Raw genomic sequence first — 11,795 nt, 5'->3', positions numbered from 1 at the left:
TCATGCCTAAGATTATTGTTCTGCCGCACCACGAGTTATGCCCAGAAGGTGCGGAACTGGAAGGGAAAGAAGGGGAGACCGTCCTCGATGTGGCGCTAAAAAATGGCATTGGCATCGAGCACGCGTGTGAAAAGTCTTGCGCGTGTACTACCTGTCACATTGTGGTTCGCGAAGGCTTTGACTCGCTCGACGAAAGTGATGAGCTTGAAGATGACATGCTCGATAAAGCATGGGGACTTGAGCCAGAGTCCCGCTTGGGCTGTCAGGCGAAAATTACCGATGAAGATCTGGTGGTCGAAATTCCACGCTACACCCTAAACCATGCAGCGGAAAATCATTAATCTAATGCTGTAACGGACGGAGAAGCAAAATGAGTTTAAAATGGACGGATTCACTCGATATTGCGATTGAGCTGTGTGACGCTTACCCAGATGTCGATCCTAAAACAGTACGTTTTACCGACTTGCATCAATGGATCACTGAACTGGATGACTTTGACGATGATCCTGAGCGCTCGAATGAACGGATTTTGGAAGCGATCATTATGTGCTGGATGGATGAGCAAGACTGAGGGCTAGCTCTCGTGAGTGATTGATAATACTTGTGTTATTGTCACCGGCTCGGCACAGTATCGACGGCCAAATAGATTTATTACCAAAAGCGGGCCCATCGGTTCGCTTTTTTTTATTCCACTGGGTGCCATGTACTCAACGTACGCTGCCCAGTCAAACACGCTGTACAGTAAAAAACAGCGCGACAGTACAAGGAGTACAAAATGTCAGAAACATTAAAAGTAACCCTGTCGCATCAGCCGGCAGCCGCGCAATGGGGCGATAATGCGCTGGTCTCTTTTGACGCCGATAAAGCGTTTATCCATGCACCGAGCGACACCAATCAACGAGATAAGGTGCAACAAGCCGCGCGTAAACTCGAGGGGCAAGGTGTCCCTGCACTGACGCTGACCGGCGAGCATTGGGATCTTGAATTAGTGTGGGCCTTTTACCAAGGGCTTCGCGGTCCTAAAAATAAAGTGGCTTTTGCGCAAGCGGTCTTAAATGACACAGACACCAAGGAGTTCGAACTTCGGCAAACTGTTGGTGACTGGGTGCGCGATATTATCAACCAACCGGCAGAAGAAGTCGGTCCGCATCAGTTGGTGGCCCGCGCAGGGGAATTTGTAAAATCGATGGCACCGGAGCCGGAGCATGTCACTTACAAGATTATTTCAGGCACGGATCTGTTAGAAAAAGGCTGGCACGGCATCTATACCGTTGGACGAGGCTCTGCCCGTAAACCGACCATGTTGCAATTGGACTACAACCCGACCGGCGATCCGGATGCACCGGTTTATGCATGCTTAGTCGGAAAAGGGATCACCTTTGATTCGGGCGGCTATAGCATCAAAGGCTCAGATTTTATGACCACCATGAAAGCCGATATGGGTGGCTCGGCAACCGCGACAGGCGCATTGGCGATGGCAGTGGCGAAGGGCTTAAATAAGCGCGTGAAATTAGTGCTTTGCTGTGCAGAGAACATGATCTCAAGCAGTGCCTACAAGCTAGGTGATATTATCACTTACAAAAACGGCGTGACGGTTGAAGTATTGAATACCGATGCCGAAGGACGCTTGGTGCTCGCGGATGGCTTAATGTATGCCAGTGAGCAAAAGCCTGAACTCTTAATTGATTGCGCCACCCTGACGGGCTCAGCAAAAGCCGCATTGGGTAACGATTATCACGCATTGTTTAGCTTTGATGATAAGCTCGCCCATCGTACCCTTGAGGCGGCACAGCAAGAGGGTGAAGGAATGTGGTCTCTCCCTGTGGCTGAATTCCATCGTAAGTTACTGCCTTCTTCATTTGCTGATATTGCCAACGTATCTACAGGCGCGTACATGCCAGGTGCGAGCACGGCCGCCGCGTTTTTATCGTATTTTGTCGAAGATTACCAAAAAGGCTGGATGCACATCGACTGTTCGGGGACTTATCGTAAAGCCGCCAGTGACAAATGGGCGGTCGGTGCCACCGGGATGGGCGTGAAAACCTTGGCGCGTGTGTTATTGGATGAAGCCAAATAACCTAATCAATTAATCGGTGAGGTGTTAACGAATTTTTTGTGTGAGTTAACGCTTCACCGCATTGGTGATAGGGGCAGACAATAAAGTTTGCTAGGGTAAGCGCGTTGTTGCTCCTAGTGAGCCTGATTTAGACAGTAAAAGGACAAGCGAATGACCATTGAACGCACTTTTTCTATCGTCAAACCTGATGCCGTAGAGCGTAACTTGATTGGTACGCTTTATCAGCGTATCGAAAGTGCTGGCTTACGCATCGTGGCAGCGAAAATGTTACACCTTAGCAAAGAACAGGCTGAGGGGTTTTATGCTGAGCACCAAGGTAAACCTTTCTTTGCGTCCTTAGTCGAGTTTATGACCTCTGGACCGATTATGGTGCAGGTGTTGGAAGGCGAGGGTGCCATTAACCGTTATCGTGAGTTGATGGGCAAAACTAACCCTGAAGAAGCGGCTTGCGGGACATTGCGCGCTGACTACGCGGAAAGTATGCAATATAACTCCGTACATGGCTCGGATAGCCCAGGCTCGGCTGAACGTGAAATTGCGTATTTTTTCACCGCGGATGAGATTCATCCTCGTTGTTAACGCAAAGACGGATATAAAAGGTTTATAAAGAGGCGCGAGCCTCTTTTTTGTTTTGTTCTTCTCCTGCCTCTTACCTGAATAACCACGCTCATAGAGAGTGGAAAGTGTGATCTAAAGCCTGTACAATTTCGCGCCTTAAGCGCGTTCCGAACAGGGATCTTGACTAGATTCAAGGTGTATTCACTCGAGAACGCCAGGCCAATACCCGTGTCTTACCATATAGCTAGTTTTTACGAGGCAACCCCAATGACGACAGAGAAAGTTAATCTGCTTGATTTTGACAGGCAAGGATTGCGTGCCTATTTCGCCGATGAACTCGGTGAAAAAGCCTTCCGCGCTGACCAAGTCATGAAGTGGATGTATCATTTTGGTTGCGATGACTTCGATGAAATGAACAACATCAACAAGAAGTTACGTGAAAAACTCAAGCTTGTCGCCGAGGTTAAAGCCCCTGAGGTGAGTGAAGCGCATTACTCAAAAGATGGCACCATTAAATGGGCGATGCGAGTGGGCGGTCAAGATGTGGAAACCGTGTATATCCCTGAAGATGACCGGGCGACATTGTGTGTTTCCTCTCAGGTTGGTTGTGCGCTCGACTGCAAATTTTGCTCGACCGGTGCGCAGGGTTTTAACCGTAATTTGCGGGTTTCTGAAATTATTGGCCAGGTTTGGCGTGCCGCAAAAGAAATTGGTATCGAAAAAGAAACCGGACGCCGTCCTATTACCAATGTGGTGATGATGGGGATGGGCGAGCCGTTGCTGAACATGAAAAACCTGCTGCCATCACTCAACCTGATGCTCGATGATAATGCCTATGGCTTGTCGAAGCGTCGTGTCACGGTATCGACTTCCGGTGTGGTGTCTGGCTTGGAGCAGATGATTGGTAAAATTGATGTTGCGCTAGCGATTTCACTGCACGCGCCGAATGATGAACTGCGTAGCCAAATTATGCCGATTAACGATCGCTGGGATATCGACGCTTTCTTAGATGTGGTGCATCGTTATATTGAAACCTCGAATGCCAACCGTGGTCGTGTCACGGTTGAATATATTTTGCTCGATCATGTGAATGACTACATGGAGCATGCGCGCCAACTCGCAGAGCTGTTAAAAGATACACCGGCGAAGATTAACCTGATCCCATTTAACCCGTATCCTGGATCGCCATTCAATAAACCAAGTAACTCTCGTATTGATAGGTTTATGAAAACCTTAATGGAATACGATTTTACGGTCACGGTGCGTAAAACGCGCGGCGATGATATTGATGCGGCGTGTGGCCAATTAGCCGGAGACATTGTCGACCGGACAAAACGCGCCGAAAAGCGACTGGGTGCGCAGGAGGTGATCCCTGTTCGACCCGTCTAAGCATTATAGGTCTTTATAAGGGAAGAACATGGTAAAAACTGGCTGGGTATGGGTGTTGATTATCACGTTGGCAGGTTGTGCCTCGCCAGTTTCACAGCAAAACGACGCTAAGTTTGATAAGATTCAAGCGGCCGAGGCACGAATTTCGTTGGGGTTAGGTTACTTAAACAGTGATCGCTATCAACAAGCGCAGCAAAACTTGCAGCAAGCACACCAATATGCGCCTAATTACTATCGTACCTCGCTGTCTATGGCGTATTATCAACAACGTGTCGGTGAAACCGACCAAGCGGACCGTTTATATCAAAAAGCGTTATCGCAAGCGTCTAAAAAAGGCGATGTGTATAATAACTACGGTGTGTTTTTGTGCGAACAACAGCGTTTTGCTGAGGCAAAAGAGGCATTTTTGCAAGCCGTCGCACAACCGTATTATCATCGCGTGTCAGACAGTTATGAAAATGCCGCGTTCTGCCAGCTAAAAGCGGGCGAAACCAAGAGCGCGAAGGCCTTGTTGGAAAAAGCGACTGAGCATGACCCGCTGAATGTCCGCGCAGGATTACAACTTGCCAAGTTAGAGATAGAACGAGGGCAAGAGGCAGGTGCCATTACGCGTATCAAACGACTCCATAAACGCGTTGGTGCCCATCCCAGCGGATTATTATTGTTGGTCAAAGCTTATCAGCAACAAGGCAACACGGAGCGAGCTGCCCATGATGCTCAGCGATTGGCGCACCAGTTTCCAGAATCCAAAGAATATCAATTGTACTTAGCGAATGAATACTGAACAGACGGAAGAACACGCGCAAAAAGATACGCAACCTGCGCCCGGGGAAGTATTAAAGCAAGCGCGAGAAAAAATGGGCTGGAGTGTTCGCGATGTGGCTGACCGACTGCGATTGCGCGTCAGTGTCATCGAGGACCTCGAAAGCAATAATCCAGATATGGGTCAACTGGCCACGTTTACACGTGGCTATTTGCGATCCTATGCCAAGTTAATGCAAATCGACGCCGACCAGCTTCTCGGTGACAGCAATATGGAAGCAAGCAGTGCGGCAACGGTTCAGAAAATGCAAAGCTTTTCGCGCAAGACACGACGGCAAAGGAGTGAAAGCCGTTTGATGTGGTTGTCTTGGGTGATCATTGCTATTGCGGTGGGTATTACTGGCGTGTGGTATTGGCAAAATCAACAAGCCATGACATCGTTACCCACGCAGCTGGATAGCGAACAAGCCGATGAGTTAGTGACGACCCCTTCTGACCAAGACAGTGCTGTGATTGCCGCCGAGCCCCAACCGACCACCGATGAACTCGACACTGAGCCTGCTAAAGCTGTCGATGCGCCGCAGCCGGTAGAATTCGCGGCCAAAGCCAGTGACGAGGGGCAATCGAATCCTGTGTCTACCTCTGATGAGACATCAGCCGCTAAGACACAAATGGGAGCGCAAACGACTGACGCAGCAAGTCGTCAGGAAACAGCACAAGCGTCAGTGACGGATCCGGCAGCAAAAACAACCGCAAGCGCCAACGAAAACCGCTTGGTCATGACCTTTACTGGCGATTGCTGGATTGATGTGCGTGATGCCAATGGCGAACGCTTGGCGACAGGAATAAAAGCTGAAGGTGAGCAAATTACCTTAACTGGCGAAACGCCGTACCAATTGGTACTTGGGGCGCCAAGTGTGGTGAACATTACCTTTAATGGCGACAATATTGATCTTGATGGCTACCCAACCGGGCAAGTGGCTCGGTTGCGCCTTCCGCAGTAATCAGAGAACGTCAATATGCACAACGAAAATCCGATTAAACGTCGTCCGTCCAAACGTATCAATGTGGGCAATGTGCCGATTGGTGATGGTGCGCCCATTGCAGTGCAATCAATGACCAATACGCGCACCACGGATGTTGAGGCGACCGTGGCGCAAATAAAAGCGCTCGAAAATGTGGGTGCAGACATTGTTCGCGTGTCAGTCCCCACTATGGATGCCGCTGAAGCCTTCAAAACAATTAAAGCGCAAACGTCGATCCCGCTAGTGGCAGATATTCACTTTGACTATCGTATCGCGCTTAAAGTCGCTGAATACGGTGTCGATTGTTTGCGGATCAACCCTGGGAATATCGGTAAAGAAGAGCGCATCCGTGCGGTGGTCGATGCTGCTCGCGATAAAAATATCCCGATTCGAATTGGTGTTAACGGTGGCTCGCTAGAACGTGATCTCCAGGAAAAATACGGTGAGCCAACGCCAGACGCGCTGGTAGAATCCGCGATGCGTCATGTTGATATTCTCGATCGACTCAACTTCGACCAATTTAAAGTCAGTGTGAAAGCATCAGACGTTTTTTTAGCGGTGGAATCCTACCGCAAATTAGCACAACAGATTGAGCAACCTCTTCACCTCGGGATCACCGAAGCAGGTGGTGCGCGCGCAGGGGCGGTAAAATCATCGGTTGGGCTAGGCATGTTACTCGCTGAAGGTATTGGCGATACGTTGCGTGTGTCGTTAGCGGCCGATCCTGTTGAAGAAATTAAAGTTGGGTTTGATATTCTTAAATCCCTCCGAATTCGCTCACGCGGGGTGAATTTTATCGCCTGTCCAAGCTGCTCTCGTCAGGAATTTGACGTTATCGGCACCGTGAATGCGCTTGAACAGCGCGTAGAAGATATTCTGACGCCAATGGACGTTTCAATCATTGGTTGCGTTGTCAATGGCCCAGGCGAAGCCGAAGCGTCACATCTTGGCCTTGCTGGTGGCAACAAGCGCAGTGCTTATTATCTCGACGGCAAACGTCAAAAAGAGCGCTTTACCAATGACAACTTGGTGGATGAGTTAGAAGCAAAAATCCGCGCCAAAGCGGCGATGATGGATGAGCGCAACCGCATCAAGGTGTCTCAAATCGATCAAGAAGGCTAAGCCATCAGGCTGCCTTTTCCCCTTTTATATATGATATCGGTAACGGAAGTTAACGTGGCTAAAACAATTCAAGCAATCCGAGGCATGAATGACTGCCTCCCTTCTCAATCTCCTTTGTGGCAGAAGCTCGAAAATACGATTAAACAGGTCGTCAGTGCCTATGGCTACAGTGAAGTACGTATGCCTATCGTCGAAGCAACACATCTGTTTAGCCGTGCGATTGGTGAAGTGACCGACGTTGTCGAAAAAGAAATGTACACCTTTGATGATCGAAACGGTGACAGCCTAACGCTACGACCTGAAGGCACGGCGGGTTGTGTCCGCGCAGGGATCGAAAACGGCTTGCTCTATAACCAGGAACACCGTTTGTGGTATACCGGGCCAATGTTCCGTCATGAACGTCCACAAAAAGGCCGCTATCGTCAATTTCATCAATTTGGGGTGGAAGTCTTTGGCTTGAATGGCCCTGACGTTGATGCCGAATTGATCATGATGACGGCCCGGATGTGGCGTGAGCTGGGGATTGCTGAGCACGTACGTTTAGAACTTAACTCCATTGGTTCGCCGCAAGCGCGTGCGGATTATCGCCAAGCACTGGTCGATTTTCTGATGCAGCACGAATCGGTGTTGGATGAGGACAGTAAACGTCGCATGCAGACCAATCCGCTACGTGTATTAGATACCAAAAACGCGGATATCCAGGCGATTCTTGTTGATGCGCCAAAGCTCAGTGATTATCTGGATGACGAGTCAAAACAACATTTTGCTGGATTGTGTGAACTCTTGGACGCGGCAGGTATCGAATACCAAGTGAATCACCGTCTAGTACGTGGACTTGATTATTACAACCGCACGGTCTTTGAGTGGATTACCGATAGCTTAGGCGCGCAGGGCACGGTGTGTGGCGGCGGCCGCTACGATGGTTTGGTTGAACAACTCGGTGGTAAGGCAACACCGGCGGTCGGGTTTGCAATGGGCCTTGAGCGCTTAGTCTTGATGCTCGAAAACCTGAGCCAAGATGATATCCGCCCAGTGGTGGATGTATACATGGTGACGGCAGGCGAGGGCGCCTTAGCCGCTGGGATGAAACTAGCCGAAAACCTGCGTGAGCAAGTGCCGGGGTTACGCGTTATGTCGCACTTTGGTGGTGGCAGTTTTAAAAAGCAATTTAAACGTGCAGACAAAGTCGGCGCATCCGTCGCATTGGTTTTGGGCGAAGACGAAGTCGCTAATCAAACGGTAGCGCTAAAAGATTTAAAAGGTGGCGAGCAACAAACTCTGAAGCAGGATCAGATCGCTGCGACATTAAAAGCATTGATTTAGAGAGGACAGATCGTGGACGTCTACACCACAGAAGAGCAGCAAGTTGAAGCCATTAAAAAGTGGTGGCGAGATAACGGGAAAGCGGTTGTAATCGGCGCTGTTGTCGGTTTAGGTGCCTTGTATGGCTGGCGTTATTTCCAGTCGCAACAGGTCGAAAGTAAGGAACAAGCCTCTCAACAATACGAACAAACTTTGAACAGTATCGAGAGCGGTGATGGCACGGCACTGAGCCAGCTCGAGGGGCATGAAGGTTATCAAGCGCTGGCGGCACTTAACCTGGCAAAGAAACAGGTTGAACAGGGAGAGCTAGACAGTGCACGTAAACAGCTGCAAACGGCCCAGCAAGCGGTAAATGATGATGCGCTCTATGGGTTGGTAACCACGCGTTTAGCGCGTGTGAACGCGGAGCTGGGTCAGTATGACGCGGCACTGAGTGAACTGGATAAAGTGACCGCGTCAAGTTGGACAGCCAAAGTACAGGAAATTCGCGGTGATATTTTGCTTCGCCAAGGGGACAGTGAGGCCGCTCGTGATGCCTATACCGCCTCGCTTGAGGCAGGAGCGAGTCCAACCGTCACGATGAAGCTTGATAACCTCAGTCAATAAGGGCGTGGTATGAAAAAAGGATTATGGCGCATAGCCGCTGTGGCCACGACTTTGGCGATACTGACCGGTTGTGCGGGTGAAGAAGATGTTGTGCAAATGGCACCATTACCCACTGTAACGGATAAAATTGCATCATCACAGATTTGGCAAGCCCAAGTCGGTGATGGTGTCGGGCAATATTATTCGGCCCTTCAACCGACGGTCGCGTACGATAAGGTATTCGCCGCTGACCGCCAGGGAGAAGTGGCTGCGTTTGATCTTGAAAGTGGCGAGCGTATTTGGCAGCAGTCGGTGCAAACTGAGACGCCAGCGTTGTTATCTGGTGGGCTGAGTGCGTCCTACGGTAAGGTGTATGTTGGCGGAGAAACCGGCGAACTGTATGCCTTGGATGCTGAAACAGGCGAGCGCCTTTGGCAGCAAAATGTGAACGGTGAAATCCTGGCCAAGCCTTTGGTCGACGCTGGTATGGTGATCGTTAATACCAGCCGCGGTGAGTTGGTTGCGCTTGATGCGGAATCCGGTGAGCCTCAGTGGAGTAACGCCAATGATGTCCCTAATCTAAGTTTGCGCGGCGAGAGTGCCCCCGTAACCGTGTCAGGCGGTGTATTCTGGGGGATGGCGAATGGTCGTCTTGGCGCCGCGATGATCGAAACAGGTCGCTCTATTTGGCAAATTCCGATTTCGACACCCAAAGGGGCGACCGAAATTGATCGTCTTGTTGATGTGGATGCGACCCCTGTGATTGATGGCGACCGTTTGTATGCCGTGGGCTATAATGGGCAGTTAGTGTCGATTGATTTACGCTCGGGAAAAGCAGCATGGAAGCGTGATTTTTCATCGGCCAACGATTTTATTGCGGCGGGTAATAGCCTTTATTTAATTGATGATAAAGACAATATTGTCGCATTAGATGCACGTAATGGTTTAGAGAAATGGCGCAACAGTGAGTTAGCGTATCGCATATTAACTGCGCCAGCGGCAAGCGATGGTTATCTCGTGGTTGGAGATAGCCAAGGGTACTTGCATTGGCTCGATCCAGAAACTGGGGATTTTGTTGCCCAGCAATCGCTTGAAGGCGAGGGTATTGCGGTGGCGCCCGTGCAAACCGATAATGGCTATATCGTGATAACACGCGATGGCCAATTGAGAAAGCTGGCTATCGACTAGTATCAGCCACCCAGTTTTATATTTAGGCTCCTGGCTGTATAGACAGTTGGGAGCCTTGTTTATTGATAAGAGAATGAAAATTAAGAGGTCTACATGATTCCTGTTATAGCCCTAGTAGGGCGCCCGAATGTGGGAAAATCGACGCTCTTTAACCGTCTTACCCGCACGCGCGATGCATTAGTAGCGGATTTTCCGGGACTGACCAGGGATCGAAAATACGGCAAGGCATTGCTGGATGAGCACGAATTTATCGTGATCGACACCGGCGGGATTGATGGTACAGAAGAGGGTGTAGAAACCAAAATGGCCGAACAATCGCTTGCTGCGATTGAAGAAGCCGACGTGGTGTTATTTATGGTGGACGGGCGTGCAGGATTAACACCTGCTGATCGGGATATTGCTCAACATATCCGTGTCCGCGAAAAAACCAGCTTTTTGGTCGTCAACAAAGTAGACGGTATTGACCCAGATACCGCAACCGCAGACTTTTGGCAATTAGGCATGGACAACATGTATCAAATTGCTGCCGCACACGGCCGTGGGGTCAGCGGATTGATTAATCGTGCTCTAACGCCCTTTGCCGAACAAGCGCTACAGCAAGCGCAGGAAGAGACAGGTCTGGTTGACCTGACCGATGAGCAAGATGACATCGATGATCAAGACAACCCGACCGTGAACACAGAAGAGCAGGCAGAAAATGAGTACGCCTACCTTCAATCACTGCCGATTAAAATTGGTATTATAGGTCGCCCCAATGTGGGTAAATCGACCTTGACCAATCGCATGCTCGGTGAAGAACGAGTCGTCGTTTACGATATGCCGGGGACCACACGAGACTCCATTTATATCCCGATGGAGCGCGATGGGCGCGAGTACGTGATGATTGATACGGCCGGTATACGTCGTCGTAAACATGTTAGTGAAAAAGTTGAAAAATTTTCTGTTATTCAAACACTTAAGGCTATCGAAGACGCGAACGTCGTGCTGCTAGTGATTGATGCTCGAGAAAATATATCTGATCAAGACTTGAGCTTGCTAGGGTTTGCCTTGAATGCGGGCCGTTCGATCGTGTTGGCGGTTAACAAGTGGGATGGCTTAGATAGCGAGATTAAAACGCGGGTGAAATCCGAGCTGGATCGTCGCCTTGGTTTTGTCGACTTTGCACGCGTTCACTTTATTTCTGCGTTGCATGGTACCGGTGTCGGTCACTTGTTTGAGTCCATTCAAGAAGCCTATCAGTCGGCGACCAAACGTGTCGGAACCGCGATGCTAACCCGTATTTTGAAAATGGCGCAAGATGACCATCAGCCTCCAATGATACGTGGCCGCCGAGTGAAGCTAAAATATGCACACGCCGGTGGATATAACCCACCCATTGTGGTCGTCCATGGTAACTTGGTGAGTGAGTTGCCAGACTCCTATAAGCGCTACCTGATGAATTATTATCGTCGAACCTTAGACATTATGGGCACACCGATAAAGATTCAGTTCCAGAACAGTGAAAACCCGTATGAGGGTAAAAAAGAAAAGCTGACGTTATCTCAGTCACGTCAACGCAAACGCTTGATGGACATGGTTAAAAACCGCAATAAGAAGTAAACGAAAGCCCAGCCTTGATGCTGGGCTTTTTTGATCCCGCCTACTTTTAACGATCCAAACCTGGATCTTGAATTTATCATTCGTGATCATAATCACATTAAAGCCACGTCGTCTGTGATGTCGTGGATCTTAGCTTATCGCGTGACTGGGCAGGTTTTGAGCGGCGA

General features: G+C 49.6%; 12 protein-coding genes. All 12 read left to right on the top strand.

What is annotated here, in order from left to right:
- Nucleotides 1–2 precede the first annotated feature (2 nt).
- The 12 genes from fdx (at nucleotide 3) to der (ending at nucleotide 11,628) form a co-directional block, all read left to right on the top strand.
- Complete coding sequence (gene fdx / locus BZG78_RS04175) at nucleotides 3–341, top strand: ISC system 2Fe-2S type ferredoxin (RefSeq protein ID WP_077460267.1); 339 nt, start codon at nucleotides 3–5, stop codon at nucleotides 339–341.
- A 29-nt stretch (nucleotides 342–370) separates the two neighbouring features.
- Nucleotides 371–571, top strand: a complete 201-nt coding sequence (gene iscX, locus BZG78_RS04170; RefSeq protein ID WP_077460268.1) for a Fe-S cluster assembly protein IscX — start codon at nucleotides 371–373, stop codon at nucleotides 569–571.
- Between the two features lie 204 nt (nucleotides 572–775).
- Nucleotides 776–2,077, top strand: coding sequence for an aminopeptidase PepB (pepB, locus tag BZG78_RS04165; RefSeq protein ID WP_077660454.1), 1,302 nt, complete (start codon nucleotides 776–778; stop codon nucleotides 2,075–2,077).
- Nucleotides 2,078–2,227: 150 nt separating this feature from the next.
- Nucleotides 2,228–2,656: a nucleoside-diphosphate kinase gene (gene ndk, locus BZG78_RS04160; protein WP_021022926.1), complete on the top strand. Its 429-nt coding sequence runs from the start codon at nucleotides 2,228–2,230 to the stop codon at nucleotides 2,654–2,656.
- Between the two features lie 246 nt (nucleotides 2,657–2,902).
- Nucleotides 2,903–4,024 carry a bifunctional tRNA (adenosine(37)-C2)-methyltransferase TrmG/ribosomal RNA large subunit methyltransferase RlmN gene (locus BZG78_RS04155; RefSeq protein ID WP_021022927.1) on the top strand — a complete coding sequence of 374 codons (1,122 nt, stop codon included), beginning with the start codon at nucleotides 2,903–2,905 and terminating at the stop codon, nucleotides 4,022–4,024.
- Between the two features lie 28 nt (nucleotides 4,025–4,052).
- The gene (pilW, locus tag BZG78_RS04150) at nucleotides 4,053–4,808 is read left to right on the top strand and encodes a type IV pilus biogenesis/stability protein PilW (RefSeq protein WP_021022928.1); all 756 of its coding nucleotides are present in this window, start codon (nucleotides 4,053–4,055) and stop codon (nucleotides 4,806–4,808) included.
- On the top strand, nucleotides 4,798–5,790 hold the full coding sequence (gene rodZ, locus BZG78_RS04145) for a cytoskeleton protein RodZ (RefSeq protein ID WP_077660453.1): 993 nt from the start codon (nucleotides 4,798–4,800) through the stop codon (nucleotides 5,788–5,790). The genes pilW and rodZ overlap by 11 nt, the downstream gene beginning before the upstream one ends.
- 15 nt (nucleotides 5,791–5,805) lie before the next feature.
- Nucleotides 5,806–6,933: a flavodoxin-dependent (E)-4-hydroxy-3-methylbut-2-enyl-diphosphate synthase gene (gene ispG, locus BZG78_RS04140; protein ID WP_021022930.1), complete on the top strand. Its 1,128-nt coding sequence runs from the start codon at nucleotides 5,806–5,808 to the stop codon at nucleotides 6,931–6,933.
- Nucleotides 6,934–6,987: 54 nt separating this feature from the next.
- The gene (hisS, locus tag BZG78_RS04135; RefSeq protein ID WP_077460272.1) at nucleotides 6,988–8,256 is read left to right on the top strand and encodes a histidine--tRNA ligase; all 1,269 of its coding nucleotides are present in this window, start codon (nucleotides 6,988–6,990) and stop codon (nucleotides 8,254–8,256) included.
- Nucleotides 8,257–8,268: 12 nt separating this feature from the next.
- Complete coding sequence (locus BZG78_RS04130; protein ID WP_021022932.1) at nucleotides 8,269–8,862, top strand: YfgM family protein; 594 nt, start codon at nucleotides 8,269–8,271, stop codon at nucleotides 8,860–8,862.
- A gap of 9 nt (nucleotides 8,863–8,871) precedes the next feature.
- Nucleotides 8,872–10,029, top strand: a complete 1,158-nt coding sequence (gene bamB / locus BZG78_RS04125; protein WP_021022933.1) for an outer membrane protein assembly factor BamB — start codon at nucleotides 8,872–8,874, stop codon at nucleotides 10,027–10,029.
- 93 nt (nucleotides 10,030–10,122) lie between these two features.
- The gene (gene der, locus BZG78_RS04120; protein ID WP_021022934.1) at nucleotides 10,123–11,628 is read left to right on the top strand and encodes a ribosome biogenesis GTPase Der; all 1,506 of its coding nucleotides are present in this window, start codon (nucleotides 10,123–10,125) and stop codon (nucleotides 11,626–11,628) included.
- Nucleotides 11,629–11,795: the final 167 nt, after the last annotated feature.

Source organism: Salinivibrio sp. MA351 (assembly GCF_001996065.1).
GTDB classification, from domain to species: Bacteria; Pseudomonadota; Gammaproteobacteria; order Enterobacterales; family Vibrionaceae; genus Salinivibrio; species Salinivibrio costicola.
Note: the sequence above shows the minus strand (reverse complement) of the source record. Positions and strands in the feature narration are given on the sequence as shown.

What these genes read in the sequence shown, in the direction of transcription:
- der (WP_021022934.1), top strand. Translation starts at nt 10,123, where the DNA reads ATGATTCCTGTTATAGCCCTAGTAGGGCGCCCGAATGTGGGAAAATCG.
- pepB (WP_077660454.1), top strand. Translation starts at nt 776, where the DNA reads ATGTCAGAAACATTAAAAGTAACCCTGTCGCATCAGCCGGCAGCCGCG.
- fdx (WP_077460267.1), top strand. Translation starts at nt 3, where the DNA reads ATGCCTAAGATTATTGTTCTGCCGCACCACGAGTTATGCCCAGAAGGT.
- BZG78_RS04155 (WP_021022927.1), top strand. Translation starts at nt 2,903, where the DNA reads ATGACGACAGAGAAAGTTAATCTGCTTGATTTTGACAGGCAAGGATTG.
- ispG (WP_021022930.1), top strand. Translation starts at nt 5,806, where the DNA reads ATGCACAACGAAAATCCGATTAAACGTCGTCCGTCCAAACGTATCAAT.
- rodZ (WP_077660453.1), top strand. Translation starts at nt 4,798, where the DNA reads ATGAATACTGAACAGACGGAAGAACACGCGCAAAAAGATACGCAACCT.
- ndk (WP_021022926.1), top strand. Translation starts at nt 2,228, where the DNA reads ATGACCATTGAACGCACTTTTTCTATCGTCAAACCTGATGCCGTAGAG.
- pilW (WP_021022928.1), top strand. Translation starts at nt 4,053, where the DNA reads ATGGTAAAAACTGGCTGGGTATGGGTGTTGATTATCACGTTGGCAGGT.
- iscX (WP_077460268.1), top strand. Translation starts at nt 371, where the DNA reads ATGAGTTTAAAATGGACGGATTCACTCGATATTGCGATTGAGCTGTGT.
- bamB (WP_021022933.1), top strand. Translation starts at nt 8,872, where the DNA reads ATGAAAAAAGGATTATGGCGCATAGCCGCTGTGGCCACGACTTTGGCG.